The sequence below is a fragment of the Paraburkholderia sp. JPY419 genome (assembly GCF_050435705.1).
In the GTDB taxonomy this organism is placed as follows: Bacteria; Pseudomonadota; Gammaproteobacteria; order Burkholderiales; family Burkholderiaceae; genus Paraburkholderia; species Paraburkholderia youngii.
In genome coordinates, this window is record NZ_JBNDKV010000001.1 from 65,709 (window position 1) to 90,167 (window position 24,459).

Annotated in this window: 15 protein-coding genes and 1 pseudogene; 4 read left to right on the forward strand and 12 right to left on the reverse strand. The window is 62.8% G+C overall.

Annotated elements, in window-relative coordinates:
• The 4 genes from tssG to QFZ91_RS00355 are packed head-to-tail and all read left to right on the forward strand — an operon-like array spanning position 1 to position 4,663.
• Positions 1-1,068, forward strand: coding sequence for a type VI secretion system baseplate subunit TssG (tssG, locus tag QFZ91_RS00340; RefSeq protein WP_429565826.1), 1,068 nt, complete (start codon positions 1-3; stop codon positions 1,066-1,068).
• Positions 1,065-2,135 (forward strand): ImpA family type VI secretion system protein, encoded by a 1,071-nt coding sequence (locus QFZ91_RS00345; RefSeq protein WP_429565827.1) that lies wholly within the window; start codon positions 1,065-1,067, stop codon positions 2,133-2,135. Before tssG ends, QFZ91_RS00345 begins: the two co-directional genes overlap by 4 nt.
• Entirely contained in the window at positions 2,119-3,219 is a 1,101-nt protein-coding gene (locus QFZ91_RS00350; RefSeq protein WP_429565828.1) for a fimbrial protein, read from the forward strand. The genes QFZ91_RS00345 and QFZ91_RS00350 overlap by 17 nt, the downstream gene beginning before the upstream one ends.
• A gap of 40 nt (positions 3,220-3,259) precedes the next feature.
• Positions 3,260-4,663: a GlcNAc-transferase family protein gene (locus tag QFZ91_RS00355; RefSeq protein WP_429565829.1), complete on the forward strand. Its 1,404-nt coding sequence runs from the start codon at positions 3,260-3,262 to the stop codon at positions 4,661-4,663.
• Here QFZ91_RS00355 and QFZ91_RS00360 read toward each other — a convergent pair.
• From QFZ91_RS00360 to QFZ91_RS00415, 12 genes and pseudogenes are all read right to left on the reverse strand, one after another.
• Positions 4,568-7,873, reverse strand: a complete 3,306-nt coding sequence (locus QFZ91_RS00360) for an RHS repeat-associated core domain-containing protein (RefSeq protein WP_429566622.1) — start codon at positions 7,871-7,873, stop codon at positions 4,568-4,570. The two genes, QFZ91_RS00355 and QFZ91_RS00360, sit on opposite strands and share 96 nt — an antisense overlap.
• A gap of 145 nt (positions 7,874-8,018) precedes the next feature.
• Positions 8,019-8,285 carry a PAAR domain-containing protein gene (locus QFZ91_RS00365; protein WP_176111993.1) on the reverse strand — a complete coding sequence of 89 codons (267 nt, stop codon included), beginning with the start codon at positions 8,283-8,285 and terminating at the stop codon, positions 8,019-8,021.
• A 1,306-nt stretch (positions 8,286-9,591) separates the two neighbouring features.
• Positions 9,592-11,811: pseudogene (locus tag QFZ91_RS00370) on the reverse strand (type VI secretion system Vgr family protein); the annotation flags it as partial.
• 33 nt (positions 11,812-11,844) lie between these two features.
• Positions 11,845-15,810 carry a type VI secretion system membrane subunit TssM gene (gene tssM, locus QFZ91_RS00375; RefSeq protein WP_429565830.1) on the reverse strand — a complete coding sequence of 1,322 codons (3,966 nt, stop codon included), beginning with the start codon at positions 15,808-15,810 and terminating at the stop codon, positions 11,845-11,847.
• Between the two features lie 13 nt (positions 15,811-15,823).
• Positions 15,824-17,158, reverse strand: a complete 1,335-nt coding sequence (tssL, locus tag QFZ91_RS00380; RefSeq protein WP_429565831.1) for a type VI secretion system protein TssL, long form — start codon at positions 17,156-17,158, stop codon at positions 15,824-15,826.
• Positions 17,155-18,504: a type VI secretion system baseplate subunit TssK gene (gene tssK / locus QFZ91_RS00385; RefSeq protein ID WP_429565832.1), complete on the reverse strand. Its 1,350-nt coding sequence runs from the start codon at positions 18,502-18,504 to the stop codon at positions 17,155-17,157. Before tssK ends, tssL begins: the two co-directional genes overlap by 4 nt.
• Before the next feature lie 5 nt (positions 18,505-18,509).
• Positions 18,510-19,055 (reverse strand): type VI secretion system lipoprotein TssJ, encoded by a 546-nt coding sequence (tssJ, locus tag QFZ91_RS00390; RefSeq protein WP_429565833.1) that lies wholly within the window; start codon positions 19,053-19,055, stop codon positions 18,510-18,512.
• Positions 19,056-19,196: 141 nt separating this feature from the next.
• On the reverse strand, positions 19,197-19,679 hold the full coding sequence (locus QFZ91_RS00395) for an Hcp family type VI secretion system effector (RefSeq protein WP_176111536.1): 483 nt from the start codon (positions 19,677-19,679) through the stop codon (positions 19,197-19,199).
• Between the two features lie 108 nt (positions 19,680-19,787).
• Positions 19,788-21,290, reverse strand: a complete 1,503-nt coding sequence (gene tssC, locus QFZ91_RS00400) for a type VI secretion system contractile sheath large subunit (RefSeq protein ID WP_176121500.1) — start codon at positions 21,288-21,290, stop codon at positions 19,788-19,790.
• 46 nt (positions 21,291-21,336) lie between these two features.
• On the reverse strand, positions 21,337-21,870 hold the full coding sequence (gene tssB / locus QFZ91_RS00405) for a type VI secretion system contractile sheath small subunit (RefSeq protein ID WP_176378512.1): 534 nt from the start codon (positions 21,868-21,870) through the stop codon (positions 21,337-21,339).
• 209 nt (positions 21,871-22,079) lie between these two features.
• Entirely contained in the window at positions 22,080-23,765 is a 1,686-nt protein-coding gene (locus QFZ91_RS00410; RefSeq protein WP_429565834.1) for an OmpA family protein, read from the reverse strand.
• The gene (locus QFZ91_RS00415) at positions 23,762-24,451 is read right to left on the reverse strand and encodes a DotU family type IV/VI secretion system protein (protein ID WP_429565835.1); all 690 of its coding nucleotides are present in this window, start codon (positions 24,449-24,451) and stop codon (positions 23,762-23,764) included. Before QFZ91_RS00415 ends, QFZ91_RS00410 begins: the two co-directional genes overlap by 4 nt.
• Between the last annotated feature and the right edge of the window lie 8 nt (positions 24,452-24,459).

The window sequence follows — 24,459 nt, forward strand, 5'->3', positions numbered from 1 at the left end:
ATGGCTGGGACATTTGCGAGCGACGTTGCGCCGACGCGATCATCGCTCGATCCGCAATCGCTCGACGCCTGGTTCGATCCCGACACGCCGTGGCAGTCCGGCTTCCTGAGCCTGCTGCGCGCGATCGCCGCGCGCGACCCGCTGATGCCGTTGCCGGGCACCGCGAGCCTGCCGCAAGAAGAGCCGTTCCGGATCGGTCAGCAGCCCACACTGGCCTTTGCGCCGCGCGAAATCGCGTCGCTCGGCACGCGAGACGGCCGCCTCGACGTGCGGCTGTTCGGGCTCGGCCTGTGGGGGCCGCAAGGGCCGCTGCCGCTGCATATGACGGAGCTGGCGCACAGTCGTGTCGAAAGCCACCAGGATCATGCGCTCGTCGGGCTCGTCGATCTGTTCCATCACCGCGCACTGTCGCAGTTTTATCGCGCGTGGGCTTCAGGGCAAGCCACCGCGTCGCTCGACCGTGCCGGCGACGAAACGTTTTCGTTCTACGTCGCCAGTCTGATCGGCGTCGATCCGGCCGAGGCGGGGCAGTCCTGTCTGCCCACGCACTCGCGTTACAGCGCGGCGGCGCACCTCGTGCGCGAGGCGCGAACGCCGCACGGCATCGAGGCGACGCTCTCGCATTACTTCGGTGTTCCGATGACAATCGAGGAGTTCGTGCCGCACTGGATCCACCTGTGCGCATCGGAACATACGAGGCTCGGGGTGCCGGGGCCCGCGGCGATCATCGGTGAATGCGCGCAGCTCGGCGAGGCCATTCCCGACCGGCAACACAAGTTCCGGCTCGTCGTCGGTCCGCTCGACCTCGATCAGTATCTGCGCCTCACGCCGCATGGCGAGGACTTGCCGACGTTCGTCGAATGGGTGCGGGCCTTCGTCGGCCATGAATACGCGTGGGAGGTCAAGTTGCTCGTCAACCCGCGCGCGGCGCCACCCGCCTGCATCGGCACGTCTCAGAGACTTGGTTACTCGACGTGGCTCGGTGATTCCGCCGACGACCTTCCGGTCGTCGGCATGGTTTTCGAACCTGAACAGTACAACGACCGACCCCGGAGTTCCTTCGCATGAACGCCAACACTCCCGCCGTCGTGCTGCGCTACGCCGATCTGCTCGAACCGGTGTCGGCGCACGCGCCTTGCGGTCCCGATCTCGAATACGATCCGGCTTTCGTGATGCTCCAGGCGGCCGCGGCCCCACGCGCCGAAGCGCAGTACGGCGACTTCGTCGACGTGCCGCCAACGGCCAACTGGGCCGACATCGAACGCGATTGCCGCGCGCTGCTGCTGCGCACGAAAGACATCCGCCTCGCGGTGATCCTGCTGCGTTGTCGAACCCGGCTCGACGGCGCGGCCGGCCTGCGCGACGGATTGGCTTTGCTGCTGGCGATGTTCGAATGCTATGGCGAAGCGCTCCACCCGCTGCCGGTGTTCGAAGGCGAACCGGACCCGGCGATGTTCGCCAACGCGATCGGCGGACTCGTCGAACCGGATGGCATGCTGGCCGATGCGCGCGACATCCCGATGCCGCGGGCGGCCGGGCTGCAACTGCATTTGCGCGATATCGAAAAATCATTCGCGACGCCGCGCCAGAAGGACGCGCTCGCCCCTGAATCCGTCGCCCGCTTGCTAAAGGAATGGTGGGGCCGACGCGACGCGGCGATTGCCGCATTGGTCGAAGCGCAGGGTCTGACGCAGCGCATCGCTGCCTGGTGCGATGAGACGCTCGGCGTCGATGCGCCCGATCTCGGCGCGTTGTCCCGAGCGCTGCAGCCATTCGCGCAGCATCGGGTGGACGGCGGCGGCGCGTCCGCGCCGGCGCCTGCGGCCCCCCGAGACGCCAACGAGCAGGACAACGATATCGTGCGTGGACCGGCGCCGGCTAGCGTCGCTACGGCAACCCTGGCGCAGTCCGACGCGCCGGCCGATCCGCCAATCACCGCGCCGTGTCCAACGGATCGCTGGAGCGCGCTCGCAGCCATTCAGGAAACACGCATGTGGTTCGAGCAAAACGAACCGAGCAGTCCCGTCATTGTTTTGCTGCGCCAGTCGGAACGAATGGTCGGCAAACGGTTTTCAGAACTCGCCCATATCATTCCCGCCGATTTACTCGCTAAATGGGATGAGTTCGACGGTTGAGGCAATGTGCGCGCATCTGCGTACTTTCTCCGCTGTCGGCCCCTACAGTCCGCCGGTCAACCAACAAGCTCCAATGAAAAGACTCGTTCAATTTTTTATCCTGATTTGCTTCGCGATACCCCATTTCGCGTTCGCCACCTGCACCCAGTTGAAGCCTGCACAAATCTCCGAACTGCTGTCTCAAGGCTACATCGCGGGGTATCCAATAGCGGTCAACATACCGTTTCAGGAAAGCTCGGTATCGATCGATCCGGGCTTACCGGTCGGCTCGGTGATCGCCACGGGCTTGTCGCCGGCGTACGCTACCTATGGGAACTTCGCGGACTGCACCAACGGGGGCACGGTCACATTCGGCTATTTCAACGCAACGCCGTCCACGATGTCAGGGGTCTATAACACCAACGTTCCCGGAATCGGCTTTCGTGTGACCTACCTTCGCGCGAGCGGCACGAATTCGCCACTTCCGTTTACGCCATCCTTTCCCGCCGGCGAGCCCAATCAGGTGATCTACGGTCGCTTCGGCATTGGCTCGCAGTTCCTGATCGAACTGGTCAAAACCGGCGACATCGCGAGCAACGTCGACGTGATGTTCAACACCTTGGGAACCGGCATTGCCGATGGTGACGGCAGTCGGGTCGTGACGATCACAGGCGGCAGCATCAACGTCAAGGTTCTTCCGAGTTGCTCGGTCAATACCAGCGCACTGAACATCGATTTCGGCACGTTCGGCCTAAGCGATGTGTCGACCACGAGCGGGCCGACCCAGCCAGTCGACTTTACGGTGCTCTGCACCGGTCCCACGCCACCGGCTTCGATCACCGCTGCACTTTCCGGAACCCCCGATACCGAAGATAGCAGCATGTTGAAGAACACCGGCGCGACGCATCTTGCGATTCGTTTGCGGGACGTTTCAAGCAAAACCGTTTTCCGGCCCAACGATCCGTCGAGCACCCTCGTCCACGCACCGCGGGGCGCGATGCAATCGCCGTTCGCACTCGAGGCGACCGTGCTGCGCGTCGGCACAGCGACGCCAACCGCCGGCAAGATCCAGGCAACCGCAACAGTCACGATGACCATTCTTTAAGCCGACTGTCAACGGCGAACGTCTACCAGAAGCAACTAGCATGACCGAGATACCCGTCGCACCACCGAACTCGATCTTCGTGCAAATCGCGAGTTATCGCGACCCGCAGTTGGTCCCCACCCTGCTGGATTTGATCGACAAAGCTGGAAGGCCAGATCTGTTGCGGATCATCGTCTGCTGGCAGCATGCGCACGACGAAACGATGATCCAGTTCTGGCAGCAGGGCTTTGGCGATTGGCGAGCCGAACAGGCCGACAACTGGACCGTTCACCATCTCGGTCATCGTGAAGCGAAGGTCGAATTGATCGACGTCCCCCACATGATGACGCAGGGCGCATGCTGGGCCCGCAATCTGGTCCAGCAGCGATACAGCGGTGAGCGCTACACGCTGCAACTCGACTCGCACCACCGCTTCGTCGACGGATGGGACACGCTCGCAATCGAGATGCTCGAATCGCTACGCGATGAAAGCCCGAAACCGGTTCTGACCGCTTACCTTCCGATGTACGACCCCGAAAACGACGATGCGCGATCGAGCGACGAGCCGAGGATATTGGCCTATGCGAGGTTTTCCAGGGAAGGGGTCGTCCTGTTCCGCTCGAAGACACTTTCCGACTGGAGAACCCGGGCTCGCCCGGTCCGTTCGCGCTTCTTCAGCGCACACTTCGCATTTGCCGACGGTCACTTTGCCGAAGTGGTCCGGCACGATCCCGACTATTTCTTTCACGGCGAAGAAATTTCGCTTGCCGTCCGTGCGTTCACCCACGGCTATGACCTGTACAGTCCGCACAGGCTGATCGGGTGGCACGAATATCTGCGTTCCTACCGCGTCAAGATGTGGAACGATCACAGTCACGAGGCCAAGGAACGGGGCGAAATCGACGAGCCCTGGCATGAGCGCAACGAGCGCTCATTGCAGCGCAATCGTGCGCTGCTCGGTATCGACGGACAAACGCTGGCTGACGCCGAGTTCGGCGAGTATGGACTCGGGGCCGAACGCACGCTCGCCGATTATGAGGCCTACGCGGGCATCAGCTTCAAGTGGCGCGGAGTTCAGCAGTCGGTATTGGACGACGATCCGCCTGTCCCGGGCTCTCAACGTCCCGACGAAGCGACATGGAAGGCCTCTCTGCTACGCGCAAACGACGTCCGTGTGTGCATACATCGGAATGGATTCGACAGGCATGTGCTCACGCCCGGCGTCGAGCACGCGTTGCCGGCCGCAACGTCGGTTGCCGTGGTGATCTACGACAATGGCGAGACGCAGCTGCGCCGGGAAACCGTCGACGCCAGCGGTCTTTCCCGATACCGGAAAAACGACTGGCTCGACTTCCATCTGACTTTCGAATCAGAACTTGGCCGGGTCCCAGCCAGTTACGTCGTGGAGTTGTTCGACGACGCCGGCAACGTATTGAGCCGGGTCCGACGCGTCATCGATGCATGACGCGTCCGCGACGACGACGCACCAAGACGCTTCCGGCGTCGCGCGGCCAAGAGGATTGCACCACGTCAGCGGATTCGGCGCGTAGCGGTATGGACTGGCTCCGGCTTCGCCGTTGCGATCGGGGCTGATGTAGCGGCCCGCGTGAGGATCATAAAAACGCGCGCCGTTGTAATACAGCGTGGTTTCATCGTCGGCGTATTGGCCGGCATAGCGAAGCGGCTGCGCAAACGCGTCGCTGCTTTGCCACTCCGGCGTCACGAGACCGCCCCACGCACGATAACGCCCACGCCATACCACCCGGCCCGTCTCGTCCGTGAGCGCGACGGCCGTACCGGCCACGTCAGTGTGATAGTGATAGACCTGCGTGCTCTTGATCGCGCCATCATCGGCGAGGGTCTGGTCCACGCGAGCGAGCGGCGCGAAGCCGGTTGAGCCGTCGGGCTCGGGTTGATACAGGTAGGTGCGCAGTTCCATCGCGCGGTGCTGCTGGATCAGTCTGTGCCCTTGCCACAAAAAGCGCGTGAGCTCGTCGCGCTCCGGCATCGATAGCTGCTGCGTGCGCCGCGACGCAGTGGATTCGACACGCCTCGCGATACGCCGACCGATTGCGTCGTACTGGTAGCGCACGGTATAGCCGTTGCGATGCGCGGCGATGATGCGCCCCTCCGCATCCCAATCAAGCGATAGCGTATGGTCGCGGCCGCTTCTACGCACCAATTGTCCCCACACATCGTAGTCGTAACGATGTCCCCGGCATTCCCGCAACCGGTGGTCCGGATACACGGCCGGGAACCAGCTGCCGCCAGGCGTATCGAGCAGATTGCCAGCGGCGTCCCACGTGAAATACTCGATGTCCCCGTTCTCCGACACCGATCGCAACAGACACCCACGCCGGTCGTAGTCGTACCACATCTGACCGTCGCTCTCGCCGCCTGTCCTGACGATCAGGTCAGCGGGACTGTAATCGGCTTCGCGCCACAATGCGGTTACAGATTCTGTCGCGGAGCCCGGCGTAGCCACGTCGCGCCCCGTCACCGAGCGCCACCACACCGGCAAGCCGAGCGGCGAAAAGCCCGTATGCGTGCGCAAGCGACCTTGCGTGCGCGCAACCGGACGCCTCATCGCGTCATACCAGAAGCGCGCAATCTGCCGTTCGTCCAGTTCGATGAACGCGATGTCGCCGGTTTCGAAGCGGCGCGTACGCAGCTCCTGCCCCTGCGGCAGCTGAGTCGCGACAACGCGTCCAGCGGCGTCGTACGTGTAACGCAGTGTGCCGTTTGCGCCGTGCTCGGCGATCAGACGGCCACCGGCGTCGTGTTCGAAGCGGATCTCATCCGCTCCGATACCGAGTAGTTCGCCTTCCGGTGTCGGCTCGCGGATCACGCAGTCGAGCAATCCGCCCGGCCCGTAGCAATATATATAGCGGTTATGCGCGGTTTCGCGCTGGGTCAGACGGCCCGCACGGTCGTAGTCGAACGTTTCGCAACGCTGTTGCTCGCCCGCCTTCCACGTGAGACAACGGACCTGCCCGCTAGCCGCATAGTCGAAGCTGCGTTGCACGCCATCGGCGTCCGTGATCGACAGGCAACTGCTCGCATTCCACCGAAGCACCTGCACCGCGCCGTTCGCGCCTTCGATTCGAACCGGACGCCCATGTGCATCGTACCGACGCACGATCACGTGACCCTCTTCGTCGACCGCGCGTAGGACATTGCCGCGCCGGTCTCGATACCAGTGCCGGCTTCGGCCACTCGGGCCAACGAACGACGTGCGCTGGCCAGCCGCATTCCACCCATGACGCTCGGCCTGTCCGTCCGGACGCGTGATGGTCAACGGCCGGCCGAGGCCATCGCGCTCGATTCGCGTGACGGCGCCGAGCGCGTCGGTAACGCTCACGACGTAACCATTGACGTCATACTCGTAGCGCGTTGTGCTCCCGCCGACTCCCGTACGACGCGTCACCTGCCCCCAAGCGTTATGCGCGAAGGTCGTGACGGTCCCCAGCGCATCCGTCGAGCGTACGACGTCGCCAGCGTCGCCATATTCGAAACGCGTGAATTCTCCCGACGGGGTCTGATAGTGCAATGGCTGTAGGCGATCGTTGCGTGCCCACATCCACGCACGGCCATCGCTCAACGCGACCGACACGGGCTCGCGTGACGCAAACGCATACTGAGTCGAGCGGGTGGCGCCCTGCGGGTCCGCCTCGCACGCGACGCGTCCGAGCGCATCGTATTCGATGCGAACCTCCCGCTCGCCGGGCAGTTGCAGTGCGACCGGCGCGACGGCGGCGTCGTAGCCGAACCGGTAGCGTCGGCCGTCGAAATCCGTGTGCGACAGCACGCGGCCCTGCTCGTCGTATTGCCAATGCGCCGCGTTGCCGAAGACATCGCTGACCTGAATGGTCCGGCCATCGAAGTCGTAGGCGAAGCGATCACGCGCGCCTTCCGACGTGACTCGTCGAACCACGCGCGCGGCCCCGCCGATCGTCTGCCATACGTAGCGTGTTGCCATGCCGAGCGCGTCGCCTTCTTCGACGATTCGCCCATCGCGGTATGCAAAGCGACGCACGATTTCGCCGACCCGGTTGCGCACCTCGTTGAGTTCGCCATGCTGGCTGTAGCCGTACTGAACCAGCGCGCCGGTTGGACCGCCGTCGACACACTCGACAGCGCTCAGACGCGGTCCCATCCGCGCTTCGTAGTGCATGCGCAGCTCGTGGCCGCAGGTCCCACGCATGCGCAGCAAGCGCCCGTCGGGGTCCCAGATCAGGCCGATCCGCTGCTGACGCAGATCCTCGACGTATTTGAGCCGTGCGATTCCGTTGGCGTCGAAGTCGCCGAACACGCGGTAATGCGGCGTCAGATCCGCAACGACGAGGCGTCCGTCGCTCCGATGCGCGATGTGCAATTGCGCAGCCGACGCTATTACCTGTGTCCCCCGCTCGGGACACGGCACGCTGAGCGTGCTGCCGTATTCGTCGGTATAGAGCAGTTGATCGTCCCGCTTATGCAGCGTGACTTCCCAGTTCGTGCGCCAACCGACGCCAAGCAGTCCGAGCGCGTGCTGCGCGCTCGAATAGCAACGCGACCATGCGAGCGGAAGGCGGCCTCGCAGCCGGAAGTCGGTTTCGTCGGCAGGCAGGCAGATTTTGCTGCCGCTGATCACATCGACCGAGCCGCACAGAATGCCAGACAGCGCACGACGCATTCGAAAGCGGTCGACCAGGTCGCCGAGGCGCTCACAGCGATCGACCAACGGTCCGACACAGGCGACGGGCAGTACGACGCCGGGCAGTCTGACCAGCTCGGCGCCGATTCCCGCGAGACCCGTCGTCACGTGGCTACAGTCGTCATCATGAACCGATGCGCACGTCTGGCGAACCAGCGGAACACGGCGCGCCACACGAAACCTTGCCGCCAACCAATGCCGCCGGCAGGTTGTTGATCAACACCGTCCCCGAACCCGCGACCACAGCTTGGGAGCCCGGGTGCAGCGTGCAAACGGCAGAGCTCATACCGACGAGCGCCGCAGGCATTTGATTGATGAAGACCGTCGGGGAACCCCCGGCGATCGAACCGCCATGTCCGATCGCATCGCCTTTGCGAGCCGCTGGAAACATGATCGATTTTCTCCTAATGAAAATTGAAAGACCGTGCAGGCGATGCGCGAAGGCATTCGCCGGCTGCACGGTATTGCGAAATACGCTGTTACGCGTCGTTGCCGGTTGCCGGCGGTGTTTCAATCGGCGGCGGCGGTTCTTCCGACGGCGGCGGCTCCTCCGATGGCGGTGGCTCCTCCGATGGCGGTGGCTCTTCCGACGGCGGTGGCTCTTCCGACGGCGGCGGCTCCTCCGACGGCGGCGGCTCCTCCGACGGCGGCGGCTCCTCCGATGGCGGCGGCTCCTCCGACGGTGGCGGTTCTTCCGACGGTGGCGGCTCCTCCGATGGCGGCGGCTCTTCCGACGGCGGCGGCTCCTCCGACGGTGGCGGCTCCTCCGACGGCGGTGGCTCTTCCGATGGCGGCGGCTCCTCCGATGGCGGCGGCTCCTCCGACGGTGGTGGCTCCTCCGACGGCGGCGGCTCCTCCGATGGCGGCGGCTCCTCCGACGGTGGCGGCTCCTCCGACGGTGGCGGCTCCTCCGACGGCAGTGGCTCCTCCGACGGCGGCGGCGGCTCTTCCGACGGCGGTGGCTCCTCCGATGGCGGCGGCTCCTCCGATGGCGGTGGCTCTTCCGACGGCGGTGGCTCCTCCGATGGCGGTGGCTCCTCCGATGGCGGCGGCTCCTCCGATGGCGGTGGCTCTTCCGACGGCGGTGGCTCCTCCGATGGCGGTGGTTCCTCCGATGGCGGGGGCTCCTCCGATGGCGGGGGCTCCTCCGATGGCGGGGGCTCCTCCGATGGCGGGGGCTCCTCCGATGGCGGGGGTTCCTCCGATGGCGGTGGCTCCTCCGATGGCGGCGGCTCTTCCGACGGCGGCGGCTCTTCCGACGGCGGCGGCTCTTCCGAAGGCAGTGGCTCTTCCGATGGCGGCGGCTCTTCCGACGGCGGCGGCTCTTCCGACGGCGGCGGCTCTTCCGATGGCGGCGGCTCTTCCGACGGCGGCGGCTCTTCCGACGGCGGCGGCTCTTCCGAAGGCAGTGGCTCCTCCGAAGGCGGCGGCTCTTCCGACGGCGGTGGCTCTTCCGACGGCGGCGGCTCTTCCGACGGTGGCGGCTCCTCCGATGGCGGTGGCTCCTCCGATGGCGGTGGCTCTTCCGATGGCGGTGGCTCCTCGGAAGGCAGCGGCTCTTCCGATGGCGGTGGCTCCTCCGATGGCGGTGGCTCCTCCGATGGCGGTGGCTCTTCCGATGGCGGTGGCTCCTCGGAAGGCAGCGGCTCTTCCGATGGCGGTGGCTCCTCCGACGGCGGCGGCGCCTCCGATGGCGGCGGTTCTTCCGTCGGAAGTGGATCTATCGTCGGAAGTGGTTCCTCCGAAGGCGGCGGCGGAATAATTGGAACGTCCAGCGCATCAAGCACCACTAAAGGAACCGGCACCGTCACTGCGCTACCGCATTCCATGTCACCGGGGTTGAGGTCCAGCGGCGTGCCTTGCACCACAACTCGGGTGTCACCCTGGATGCGGATCGACTTACCGATGAGCTTGATCTCGCCATCCTTGTTCATCGTCAGAGACGACTTGCCGCACACGATGGACAGCACCCCTCCAGCCGACAGCGAATAGGCTCCGCCCACCGCGTGCGTTGACGCGCCACCGACCGTGACCGTACGTGCCCCGCCTACCGTCAGAGTGGAGGCACCCCCAACCGCAGTCTCGTCGAGCCCCCCGATCGAAACGAACTGTCCAAGATCCACGGAATGGAAGGCAACATTCTTCACCCTCATCGAATACGTGCCGCCAACGACCGTGCTGGAAGTCGCCCCAACGGTCATGCTGTGCGCCGCGGCCACGCCGATCGTGTAGTCGGCACCGATCACGTGCGATTCGTTGAGCTTCGTCAGGCGGTTCATGTCCCGCTCAGCCTGCACCGTGAATTCCTCGGCACCCGCCTTGTCCTCGAAGCGAATGCTGTTGTAGTTCTGCAAGCCCCCTTCCATCGACCGGCTCATGAAACCGCTTTGCGTCGCGTTGCCTGGCAACTCATAAGGCGGACGCGTCACCGTGTTGTACAGACTCCCGGTGATCAGCGGACGATCCGGGTCGCCGTTCCAGAAATCGACGATGACTTCCTGGCCGATGCGCGGAATATAGATGCCACCGAAACCCTGACCGGCCCACGCCTGGCTCACACGGACCCAGCAGGAGTCGGTTTCGACGTTGCGGCCATAGCGGTCCCAGACGAAGCGGACCTTCACGCGACCGAATTCGTCGGTCCACAATTCCTTGCCCTCGGGACCCACGACGACAGCCGACTGAGGCCCGCTGACGATCGGTTTCGACGTCTCCCGCGGCAGTCTGAACACTTCGCTCGTCGGCTGTACGTCGAACTTGTTGCGGCAGGTGTACTCGTAACCGCTACCCGATTCATCCGGCGTACCGATCAGGGCGAGTTTCGTACCGATCACGAGGTATTCGCAGTTCGCAGCCGTATGGTCGTAGTGGGTTAACGCAAACGTCTGCCCGCACGCGAGTCCGCGCACGTTACCTTCGCCTTGCGCTCGCGTGCCCGGCGCGCGCAGCGCTTCCATGCGCGTACGCGCGAGCAGTTCACCGTGGTTGCCGTCGGTGTAGTCGCCCGGCCAGTCGTAGCGCTCGAGCAGGTTCCAGCTGGTATCGCGCGGCTGTTGATTGATCGCTCGCATGTCGGCACGCGAACGCGTGAAGTCGAAGTCGCTCGTCACATAGTGACCGGTGCACAAAACTTCCGCCGTCGAAAACGCGCTGATGTATTCGGTGTCGGTCTTGCCGTTCTGCGGTTGGAACGCGAGCGTTCGGTATGCGGAGTTCGGCGACTGGCGGTGCGCGCCGATGTGATCGCACAGCACGAGCCGGTGCTTGCCGTCGGCATGCTCAAAAAACCAGTAGATGCCCCACTCCTCCATCAGGCGCTGAATGAAGTGGTAGTCGGTCTCGCCGTACTGGACCTGGAACGCGCGCGGCTCGTTGGTCGGACTCTCACCCTCGAGCGCATAGCGGCTCACGTCGAGACGCTTTTCGACCGGATACGGATAGTCCTTCAGAACCTCGTCGATGATCTCGATGACCGTCTTGTTCTGGAAAATCTTGTAGTCGGTCGTCAAGGTGGCCAGCCACAGCCAAGGCTTCAGCACGACACGATAGACGTTGTAGCGGCCTTCCCGACGCAGGTATTGCGCGGCGGCGACGAGTCCGGTGATTTCGCGCTGAGCCGCTTCGGGATCGGCGCTCGGCTCGAGGTCGATTGCGACGGTCATTTCCTTGCCTAGCAGCGCCTTCAGGTCGAGATTCGCACTGACGGCAAGCGGCACCGTGTAATCGTCGGGCGTGCGCAACAGCAGTTCGTATTCGAACAGCTTGCCGAGATGCTCGTCGCCGTTCAGCGACATGAACTGCAGCGCCGGCTGCGTCAGTCCGTCCGCGCTCTGAGCCGGCCACTTCGGTATCGCCGCGCTGGATACGGTCACTGCGCGGCTTTGCACACCTATCGCGTTCAAGGGATTACTTGACATGCACTCCTCTAAGTTCTCTTTATCGAAAAGGCGCTACAGCTCATTGGACGATGCGGTGCCTGACGACGCGTCCGTTCGCCTTGCCAGCGTGTTTCCACTGCCAGGGCAACGAAAATCCCGCAGCAACGCGGTGAGTTGCGGTCCCGACTGCCCGCCCGATGTCAGTTCGATAACCGCGTGCCGGTCGTCGAAATTGAAGTCCACTGCCGAGCGGCTCGACGACAATGTCGACGTCACACGACCCCGGTCGATCAGACGGAACAGCGCCCACGGACCCTCGGTCATCACGGTCGACGTGTCCGGACGCACGCGCGGATTCGCGGTGAGGCCGGCCATCGAGCCGCCGCGCGGCCCCGGCCATGTGATCGGGAATGTCGTGACCGGACCGTGCGCATAGCGCAGGCTTTGCCCGTCGACGTCGATGAGCAGATCGGTAATCTCGGGGTCCAGCGACACGACCTTGAGGCCCGCATTCCACGACATCCGGCTCGCGCCGGGATCGCGGAAAAATGTCTGGCGGATCGCCGCGGCGCGCTCGAACGGTTCGAGGCTCGGTCCCTGCATGGGCGGCATGCCGGGGCTGACCGGTTTATAGCGCCACGGCCGTATGCTCGTATCGACACGGCTGGCAAGCGTCTTGTGGAAGAAGTCGTCGAGCAGGCCGCCGGCCGCGAAAACGCGGTTGAAATCGTCGATGTCGACTTCCTGAACGCTCGCGACGAACGGATATTTGCCTTCGACAGCACGGCGGCATTGCGCGCCAACGCTCGATTCGACCTGCATCGTCAGCAGCGAGCCGACGTTGCGGTCCACCTTGCGCATCGACTGCGTCGCGAGTCCCACGAGCACGGCCCGAAACGGCGGCGGCAGCTTCTGCGCCTCGAGCTGCATCGTGGCGCCGAGGTCGTCCGTGGGCGGCATGCTGTTGGTGGCGAGCACGTCGCCGGCGGTCGTCAATCGCGTGTACTGCTCGTTGATCAGCCCGATGACGCCGCCCAGCTGCAGCACGCCGCTGCCGCCAGGCAGCGCGCTCCCGCTATCGGCCTGGCCGGTCACGACTTCGCGCAGCGCGGCAAAGCGTCGGTCGACCAGTTCACGTTCCATCTTCTGCTGCGCGAGCTGACCGATGGTGGCGGTTGCGGCCACGGCGCTCGCGGCGCGCGCCGCCTGCGAGCGACGCATGATCCCGTTGATGGCACTCCCGGCGGCCGACGATTCGTCCGCGCCGTCAGCGACCGACAGCGACGTCTCGCGCGCGGCGGTTCGCGCGAGTCTCGCCAGCGGCGAATCCGGCGCGGCCAGCGTGCGCAGCGTCTGCAGATCGGGCGCCAGCGTGCCTTCGCTGACGGACACCGGTCTCACGTCGTCGAGAAACTGGCTCCAATAGTTGCCATAGTCGGTCAAGTACTGGCGACGGATATCGTCGGCGAGCTTGTCCTTGCGCAGCGCGTTGCCGTTTGCCATGTGCCGCCACCGCGTCGATGTATCGGCCTCGCCCATCACCCACGCGTCCTGTTTGCGCGCCTGCTCGAGAAATTCCGGCAGGCGCTTGTTGAATACCGCGTGATAGCCGTCGTAGGTATAGAGACCGGGGATGCCTCGCGCGAGCGTCGAGCCGTTGGCCAACATGAACACGGTAGTGGCTTGCGGACCCGCGGCGCTCAGCAGCGTGACGTTCTCGGGCGCCTCCGGCGCCATGCTGTTCATCGCGCGTTCGTAGAGCCGTCCGGACGCCGGATTGCGGCCGAGGAACTCGCGCGCGCGACCCACTAGCTGCGCATTCACCGGTTTTGCCGGCACCGCGGGCACCCCTTCCCCGATCAGCGCGTCGAGGTGTCGCGCCATCACGCTGCGCTCGCCGAGCGGTGCGACGCTGTTGGCGTGCTCCCAGTCGCCGAGCACCCAAGCCTTGATCGCTTTCGCGTCGTAGTGCGAGCGGTCGAACAGCATCAGATAGACCGTCAGCGTGCGATAAACGCCGTCCGCGTCCTGCGCGCCGATTTGTGTATCGAGCACCGTTTCGAGCCGGCCGATGACTTGCGGCAGCAACATCTGTTTGAGCAGATCGTCGTAGGTCTCGCCGGCGGCGGCGCTGATGGCGGGCGCCGTGTACAGCCCGTAGCGCCATGCGAGACCGGGACTGTCGAGTTCGATGCCCTCGAACTGCGGCAGGTCACGCGACGCTGACAGCATCGACCCCATCGCCCCGGGCTGCGGCGCCTTGCGCTGCGACAGGACCCGCGCGGCGAGCCCATTGGCCTTGGCGTCGATCGCGGCAAGATACTCGCGGTTATTGCCGAAGCTAACGACGAGCGCACCGACTAGCCACACCGCGACGACGATCGCGAGCAGATGCCCGACAACACGCAACGCGCGGAAACGGATTTCCCAGTACAGGTTTGGCCGCACCAGATGCGCTTCGGCCAGGATCACGTGCTGAAACAGATTGCGCAGGAAATAGCCGCGATAGGCGGTAGGCGTAGCGCCACCGGATGACGGCGAGACCGTTTTCGGCGCGGCGCCGAACAAACCCGCAAGCCCGCGACGCAGCCGCTGCAACAGTGTGGTGCTGTCGGCGGACACGGCCCCGTGTGTTTGCGCCGCGCTCGTGAAATAGACGCCGCGCAGCGTGCTGTTCAATTGTGTGTCGTCGTATTTCGAATCGAGAAACACCAGCGCAAGCAGTTCATTGAGTTCCGCGCACAGGCTACGAAATTCAGACGGCAACGCATAAAGCTTCTTGCGCAGATCGACCTCGTACACCTCTTGCAGCCTCGTGTTGATGCTGTCTTCGAGTCCCTGCTCCAGCTCGCGCATCTCGGCCGCGCAGGTCACGCGCAATGTGTCGCGGCCGTGTTGTTCCGGCTCCTCCTGATAAGGCAGTGTGAAGCCGAAAATCTGCGCGCGGCTCTCCGCCGTCAACGACTGGAAATACTCCCCGAAGCCGGGCAACAAATCGAGCTTCGTGACGAGTACGTAGACGGGGAATCGAATCCCTAACTGCTGGCGCAGCTCGCCAAGCCGCGCACGCATCGACGCGGCGAGCGCCTTTCGTTCGGACGCGGGGCGCGTCAACAACTCTTCGACCGAAACGGCCAGCAGCGCACCGTTGATCGGCGCGCGCGGGCGCCGCTTACGAAGCAGTCCGAGAAAGCCGCGCCATTCGGCCTCGTTCGCGCTCTTCAGGTCTTCCGGTTTGACGTCGATCTTCGCGGCGTCTTGCGATGCTGCGTCCTGAACCGTATAACGGCCAGCGGTATCGATCAGCACCGCCTCGTTCGCGAACCACCAGTCGCAATTCTCCGTTTCGACGCGGCCTCTCAGCGACGCTGCGGCCATCTGCTCCGCCTCCGGAAAATCCAGACCCGAGTTCAGGACCAACGTCGTCTTGCCGGCGCCCGGCGAGCCCACCACCATGTACCACGGAAGTTCGTACAGATAGCGCTGGCTTTCGAGCAGACGACGCAGCCCCGCCGGTCCCCCGCGCATGCGTTTGAGTTTGTCGATGGCCTTCGCGACGACCGCGTGAAGCGCGCGGATTTCGTCACGTGCGACAGGGGTCGCGGCCGACTTCTTCGTGAACGGGTTCAGAACGCGCTGCAGCAGCACGTCGTCGCTGCGCACTGCCCGCCACAGGCGATACAGCCCATAGATCGCGTAGCAGGCAAGCAGCACCGAGATCAGCAGCACGCGGGACCATGTGGTGCCTAGCGGATGCGTTTCGCCGAACGCGAGTATCGGTCCGAAAAACCAGAGCGCGACACACAGCAACGCGACGCCGATGACGCCCGGCGACCAGCCGAGCAGCCAGAACAACAGCAGCAACAACAGCACGACGATCGACAGCGCGCGCGAGAACACGCTGTCGAGCGGCCGGTAGTCGCCAAAAGCGATCAGAGGCCCCACGAACCAGACAGCCACAGCCGCCACGAGGATCGCGGCGAGCACCAGCGTCTGGCGCGTCAGCACCAGTTTCGATAAGCGGTTCAAATAAGACATCAAGGCTTTCCCGTTAGTGCGTGACGAAGACTTCCACGCGTCGATTGCGGGAACGACCTTCCGCTGTAGTGTTGTCCGCGACAGGTTGTGCATCGCCCTTGCCGACGGCCAGGATGCGATTGGCAGGCACGCCGTGCGCCTTCAATACGTCGGCGACGAACGCCGCGCGCTGTTCCGATAACACCCGGTTGTCGGGAAACTCCGCTGTATGGATCGGCTGGTTGTCGGTGTGCCCGGTCACCGTGACATGGCCGCCGACCCGCGCGACCTCCTGCGCAACCCTGCTCAGCACTGGATCCAGTTCCGGGCGAATGCGGCTTTGCCCCGGAAGAAACACGTAGTCGCCACGAAACACGACCCGGCTGCTGCGCTCGTTCTCTTCGACCAGGACCTGGCCGCGAGCAATCTCATCCTTCAGCAGAACGGACAGGCGCAAGCGCTCGTGAACGACCGGAGCCGCGACCTTGATCGGCACTCCGATCGCGAGAATCTTTGCTTGCAGCGCATTGCTTTGCGCCAGAAGCCGATACTCGTACCAGGTGAACAACGAGAACACGCATAGCGCGGCGACGCCCACCGTCGCCCAGACCGGCACGCTTTTCAGCAGCCGCATCCTGCCCGGCTCCTCGCCGCGCCAATGCGGCGAGAGTTCGAGCCGCAGCGTGTCGCGCGTGCCGCTGATGAGCGTCAGCATCCGCTGCCGGATCTGCTCCAGATGACGTGGACCGTCCGCGGCAACGCTGTAGCGTCCTTCGAATCCCAGGCTGAGAATGCGATACAGCACCTCGAGCACGTCGATGTACTCTTGGGGGTCGGTTGCCATGCGGCCGATCAGCAGGAAGAACTTCTCGCCACCGTCCACTTCTCCTTCGAAGTTCAGCAACAGACCCCGTGCGGCCCAGATGCCACCGCTCCCCCAACGCGTGCGGTTGGCGGCTTCGTCGAGCGCGGTGCACAGCGCGTAACGAACAGCCGCCACATGTTTCCACGGCAAACCTGCTTTGTCGCAGACCTTCTGGAATGCGGCGACCTCACGCACCAGCAGCGAGCGCAAGCTAGCGACCGCGGCCAACGAATCGAGCGAAGCCGGCATGTCTGCCAGCATGCGCAACAAAGGCTGCGCGGCTTCACGCAATGGATTGCGCGCGGTCTTCATGCGCTCGAGGCGCGTCTGCACCTCTTCCGGCGGATCGAAGGCGGTCGCATCGACGACCGCTTCCTGATTGGCGGCGGCCGCGGTTGCGGGACGGCCAGCGGGCAATCCAGACGGCAGGCTCTGGCCAGAAGCGGAGTTCTCGGGGTTCAGCAGAAAGTCGAACGCATCCTCCCCGTATGCGCCGGTACTCATTTTTGACGCACGCCCCACAGTTCAAGCTTGAGTTCCGGGAAGTGTCCGGCGACATGCATGGCAAGCCCTCCGTGCCGTGCAATCTGCTCCCAGAACGGTCCGGTACGCGACAGTTCGAAATATATAAAGCCCGAGTTGAACGGAATCTGGCGCGGAGGAACCGGCAGCGCGGCTATGGTCAGACCCGGCAGATGCGAACGGATCAATTCCGGCAAGCGCTGTGGATGGCTGATCTTCGTTTGGGCAAGAAACTGCTGCTGCAGCAACTCGGAAGGCATCTGCGCGCCCACCGCGAGCACGAGGCTCGAATAGCCTGCCAGTTCGTTCGGCAACATGGCGGCCGTGCGGATGCCGTGCGCCTGCTCCGTAAGCGCAATCGGCTGCGCACCGCGAATCAACACCTGGTTCAACAGATAGTGAACCTCCTCGACGAGCGGCCTGATACTGCTGTACAGCTGCGCGTGGTCATAGCCTGGAGCCGGCCGCGGACGACGCGTTTGTGGACGCACGAAGGTCGAAAGCTCGCCGGCAAAAAGCGCGAGCTCGCGATACAGGTTTACCGGCGCTGTTTCCTCGAGCCGGCAAATATGTTCGAGCAGCGGCTCATAGCGATTGAGCACCTGGAGCAGCAGATAGTCGGCCACTTCGGCCACCGCGCCCGACCGACCATCGGCACCTGACAGCCGGGCGGCGAGCGCGTCGGCGCGTAGTCGCGCGAGGCCGTGCAGCTGCATCGCCCATTCGCGCAGCAATGGATTCGCGCCGTAGCCGGTCACGGGCGGAATGTGGTCGGTGCTATGCAGCGACACGGCGCCGTCCGCGTGCAGCGCCTTCACGCGCGTCAGCGCAACACCGATCCAGGACTGTGTCAGCTCTTTCTCGGGCAACAGCCGCAGGCGCAGCTTCGACAGTTGGACGGGCTTCGGGCCCTGGCCGATCGCATTGCTGTCGCGCAGTTCCGTGTCGTACGCATGGTAACGGGCCAGCGACCCGCTCTGCTCGGTGAAGGCGGTTTCCTCGGTATTCGGCAGGCGAAGCGGGATCGCCAGGTAAATCACCTGCTCCTGATGTTCCGGTCCGATCGTCAGTGGGGGCGGCGGCTGCGTCAGACCCGGCACCTCGAACGGCGTGCCGTCCGGAAATACGCCGAGCCCGCTTTTGAATACCAGCTTGCCGAACGCGAGCGATTCCTGATCGATTTCATAACGGCTGAAGCCCCAGAAAAACGGGCTCAGCGGCGCACTGCGGCGATGCGCGAACGACTCGAAACATCGTTCCTGCTGCTGAAACAATTGCGGGCGCAGGAAAAGTCCCTCGCTCCAAACAACTTTGCTATACCAACTCATCGATATTAGTCTGACTTTGAAATCGAAACAGTGCGCTGGTCAAGCTGGATCGTCAGCTTCTGTTCCTTGTCTGGAAGAGCCATCCTGTACCATGCGGCGTCGGGCGCGACTGGCAACCGGTACACCCCGCGCCAGACTGATTTCCCGAGATCCCGGTAGCCGGCCAGCACGCCAATTGCGGTAGTGGCGGCATTCGACTTGCGGACGATCTCGCGGGTGTCGCCGGGACGCAGAATGAATTCGTCGACGATCAGCGCGTCCTCGCCAAGGATTTTTTTGTCGTCGCTTTGCAGCGTGAAAAAGTCGGCGGTTTGAAACGCGGTGGGTGACTTCAGTTCGTAGATCCGCACGAGGATCGGCGCCGCCGTTCCCCACTCGTTCGGATTGACGTTCTCGTTTGCCGCGATCTGAAGCCGGAGGGTCGTTCGCTCCTTGATAACGGGAGCCGGCGCGCCAGCGCACCCGGACAGCCATGCGCTCACCCCGCTTAGGGCTAGCCAGCCCCCGATGCTCAGCCATATCGCGAAGCGAGAAAGAAAGATCGAAACCATCTGACGGCATCAAGGAGGTCTCGCACGTAGTCCTGAATGAACCAGGATGCCTGCATCCAGCCCGGCATCCTGGCTAACAGTCTTGACACTGTCCACCGGACAAAAGAGTGGTGGTGTCAGGATTCAGGAATCTGTGCGACTTTAGGCTTTGTTCTTCTTGATATCGAAGGTCGCCGTGATCGCACCGCCGCTGCCACCTTGCGCGTTCTGCACCACATATTCCTGCTTCAGGCGAGCAAAGGACAGACTCACCGTTTCGCGGGGACGTGATTCGCTGTCGCTGACGCCGGACGGATGCACCGAGGTAACCAGCACGTCGCTCATCGTGAATTTGATGTATTCGAGCGGATTGCCGCCGGCTTTACGCACGACCAGCTTCGCTTCATCGATGTGCTTACCGGTCAGGCAGTATTGCGTCAGATTGGGCGTTGCACGATCGATGAAATGCTCGAACGTGAAGTCTTCGACCGTTGCCCGGCCGGCGCCGCCGCCGGAACCAACGTGCATATTCGATTGCTGCGTAACGCCCCACCCCCAGCTCAGAACGTCGATTTCATCCTTGTGGTTAGCGTCTGCCGACTCACCATCAATCCCGTTAATCTTGAGAAAGATGTCTTGCGCCATAAAAGTACTCCTTGGTACACGTTAGTTTTGAGTTGCTCAATGAAAGCCAGGCATATTTAGTGAGCGCCTGTCCGTCGCTCAATCACCGCATAAGCGGTAGACGCCGGATCAGGCGGCTTCCTTCACGAGCGGCAGCTTCGCGACGAGACGCAAAGAAACCGTCAGACCTTCGAGCTGGAAATGCGGGCGCAGGAAGAATTTCGCCTGGTAATAGCCAGGATTTCCCTCGACGTCCTCGACGACCACTTCGGCCGCCGCCAGCGGTCGACGTGCCTTGGTTTCCTGCGACGAATTCGCGGGATCGGCGTCGACGTAGTTCATGACCCATTCGTTGAGCCACTGCTGCATTTCGTCGCGCTCCTTGAATGCGCCGATCTTGTCGCGCACGATGCACTTCAGGTAATGCGCAAAGCGCGAGCATGCAAACAGATACGGAAGACGCGCCGATAGATTCGCGTTAGCAGTTGCGTCCGGATCGTGGTACTCGACCGGTTTCTGCAACGATTGCGCACCGATGAACGCCGCGTAATCAGTGTTCTTGCGGTGGATGAGCGGTATGAAGCCACTCTTGGACAATTCCGCTTCGCGGCGGTCGGAGATCGCGATTTCCGTCGGGCACTTCATGTCGATCCCGCCGTCATCCGTCGGGAACGTGTGACACGGCAGGTTTTCAACCACACCGCCGCTTTCCACGCCGCGAATCAGCGTGCACCAGCCGTAGTTCTTGAACGAACGGTTGATATTCACCGCCATTGCGTAGGCCGCGTTCGACCATACATAGCGTTGATGATCCGCGCCGTCGGTCGCCTCTTCGAAATTGAATTCGTCGACGGGATTAGTCTTGACGCCATACGGCAGACGCGCAAGAAAACGCGGCATTGCAAGGCCGATGTAACGCGCGTCTTCGGAACTGCGCAGCGAGTTCCAAGGCGCGTACTCGAGATTTTGCGTAAAGATCTTCGTCAGGTCGCGTGGGTTCGCGAGTTCCTGCCACGAGTCCATCTGCAGCACGGACGGCGCCGCGCCGCTAATGAACGGCGCATGCGATGCTGCCGCCACCTTTGCAATCGAGCCCAGCAGGTCGACATCGGCCGGTGTGTGATCGAAGTAGTAGTCAGCGACGAGACAGCCGTACGGCTCGCCTCCCAACTGCCCGTACTCTTCCTCGTAGATTTGCTTGAAGAACGGACTCTGGTCCCACGCAATCCCTTTATAGCGCTTCATCGTGCGGCGCAGATCGTCCTTCGACACGTCCATGAAGCGTATCTTCAGTTTCTCATCCGTTTCCGTGTTCGCGACGAGGTGGTGAAGTCCACGCCATGCGCTTTCAAGACTCTGGAAATCTTCGTGATGAAGAATCAGGTTGATCTGCTCGGATAATTTGCGATCGATCTCCCCAATAATCGACTCTATGTTTTTGTAGGCGTCGTCCGACACTGTTGCCGATGTAAGCAGTGCTTGCTGAGCGAGCGTTCGGACAGCCCCCTCGACAGCCTCGCGCGCGCGCTCCGTTTTGGGCTTGAATTCGCGCGACAGGAGTGCATTGAAATCGGATTGATTGGTCACGCTCGCCGTTGCCTTGGCGCGCGTATTCGCTTGAAGTTCGGCCATCATTTCCCCATTGTTTCAGGCTGTGCTTTCGTGCGGAAAGCAAAGATCATTCGTCGGTCACCGGCTCGCCGGTCGATGCCGCTTCTGGTTTGGGCGCCTTGGCAAGCGCTTCGAGCAATGCAGGGTCTCTCAACACCTTGCTGACCAGATTTTCCGCGCCACTCTTGCCATCCATATACGTTTGCAGATTGGCGAGTTGCGTACGCGCCTCCAGCAGTTGCGCGAGCGCGTTAACCTTCTTCGCGACGGCTGCGGGCGAGAAATCGTCCATGCTTTCGAACGTGATATCGACCATCAGCTGACCTTCGTTCGACAGCGTGTTGGGCACCGCGAACGCGACACGCGGTTTCATGGCCTTCATTCGCTCGTCGAAGTTCTCGATGTCGATATTGAAGAACTTGCGATCGCCGACGGCGGGCAACGGTTCGAGCGGCTTGCCCGACAAGTCGGCGAGGACGCCCATCACGAACGGGAGTTCGACTCTCTTATCGGAACCGTAAATTTCGACGTCGTATTCGATCTGGACGCGAGGAGCACGATTACGTGCGATGAATTTTTGAGAACTGGTAGAAGCCGACATAGTGCTCTGAGGTTATCGCTCAAATAAAATAAGAAGCGGTGGCACCGCTCGTTTTCACTTAGGAAATACGCTATCCGGTGATGGTATGTCTCTAAGCAGCGTGACGATATGGGCGGTTGCCCAAAATTCGGTCTCGATTGCAAGAACAAGTGAGGGGTTTGACGTGCCACGAATGCCGCGACCTGGACGGATACCCGCGACGAGTACTTTTATTGGGCGCCTGAATCGGGAATAAGGGTAATTTCGGCACGACGATTCTTCTCGCGGTCCTGAGTATTTTCATTGCTGGCAATCGGCCGCGTGTCGCCATATCCCTGAATGGCGAAACGTGTCACGGGCAAGGAAGCAGTGTTGACGAACCAATCGCGGATGGCCTGTGCGCGTGCCTCGGACAGCTTCTGATTCGCGACGCTGGGACCCATGTTGTCCGTGTGACCCGCGATGAGGATCCGCTTGTCGGGATTGGCGCGAATCAGATCGAGAACGCCTTTGAGTCTCGGCTCGGCACCTGGCTTCAGCGTCGTCTTGCCGCTGTCGAACAACAGGAAATTGTCGATCGTCACAGCGAACGGCGGCGAATGCGCGGGAATCGATGGGGAATGCGATGTGGCGGTCACGCGTTCAAGCGCGACTTGCAACCGCTTGCCCCGATACAGTCCCCAGCCGAGTCCCGTCGGCACACCGTTGCTCGCATAGCGAGCCAGCTCGGCGGAATGCCTGCGCAGCGATTCGAATCGCTCACGCTTCGCGTCGGCACGGGCTGTGGGTATATGCGTGTACACCTCGAGGTCGTCCGCGACTCGCGCGACCAATCTGCTGTTCGACCATGCTGACACACCAACCGATACCATCAGGACGACGGCCGACGCAGCCACTGCGTGCAGCATTGCGGAGTACGGTCGGCCCCGCTCGCTCTTCGAGAACCGGACGCTCTCGTTCCGCACAATGGTCCTGAGTAAGGGTAGAGACAGCGGCTGCGGCTGCGGCTGCGCCTTCGGCGTCATCAGCGGCGGCCGCAGCGTGGTTTTTCCGGTTAGCCATCGCGACCAGGCGCCGGGACGCATCGGCGGGTGTCCGATATCGGCCAACAGCAAGCCACGCAGCGAGAGCGGCGCGGTGTTCGCGAGCGACGAAAGTATCGACAACAGCGCCGCATCTTCTAGCCAGTCGAACACTGCGTGTCCCAAGCCGGCACGCGAGGCACGTTGCGGCTGTGCGACCGCGAGCCATGCCTGGTCCAGCTGTTGCCTGAGTGCTTGCGCATGTTGCCAAGCGGTTGCGGTCGCGAGTGGCGTTGTCGACAAACTGCTTGCATCGCCGAACCAGACCGGTTCCACTGCGCGGTCGCGATTCGCGCCGAGATAAGCGTAGATCGCGAGATAGCAAGGTAATACGAACGCCCGGGGAGCGGTGCTTGCGGCGATTTCATGCTTCCAGCGGGTAAATTCGCGGCGAATCACCGCGTCGTCGCACTCAGCGTCGGGAACAACGGGCATCAACACAGCATCCGGCGGACGTTGATACGACTCCATCACCGTGGCCAACACGCTGGACAGCGCCCCGGGGGACGTGACATGAAACCACACGGCATCAACGCTTCGGCGCAGCGTGGCTGCTTGGCCATCGCGCGCAAACAACGCACCGGCATGTGGCCCGGCGACAAGAACGATCGATAACTCGCGCATGTTCCCGGTCTGAACGTGCTGGTCCTCGTGGGTCGGCTTCGATCGCCCGCAAGTTGGCAATACCGCCGTGCCCACCGCCGTCACCAGAACAAGGCTAAGCACAACGGGCCACGACGGTTGAAGAGCAAGCGGCAAACACAGCCAGATCAGGCCGGCAACGGAGACAGCGACCCAGATCAGCGCCGCTCGGTAACTGTTTGCGGAAATCATTGCGTACTCTGCGGGGACGATGATTCAGGTAGATCACTTATCGCAACGTCCAGGCTAACGTCCAGCGCCGCCCATAGTGACGCGACGGCAATCGCGCCAGCAATGAGCACGCCGGCGGTCCTGCGCGAAAGTGTGATGCGTGATATGTCCGCCGGCCGAATCGAATTGGACGGTGTCATGGCGGTTTTCGGTGCTTCGGGTGTGGACAACACCGCCGTATCACATCTATGCCAGTTCAACTTCGATCTCGCACGCTCCAGATATGCGTTCGCGTCTCTGCGTCCGCCGTCGAAGCCCAACCCCAGCAACATGCTGTAGAACTCGAGTCCGGCGAGATCTCGGCCGCCGCCATCCAGCACCGTTTCGATCCGTTCCCAAACCAATGCAGTGCCATCGCGCACGCCATGAAAACGCCTCTGCAATGGGTCACGCAACCATTCTTCGTGCTGGTTGGAAGGCAATGCATGCAACGTCAGCTCATCCAGCAGAACGCACTGTGTGAGGCTGACTTCCTGGATATCCGTTGGCGGAAAGTTCCGATCCTGCATTTGCTGCTGTAGCGTTTCGATCAACGTGCTACAACGCGCGCGCCAAAAAGGAACAGCCGGCATTTGCGCGCCGTCGGACAGCAGTGCCGCATGCAACGCTGTCGCTCGCATCAGCGCGACCGTTGAATCAAACATCATATAAACGT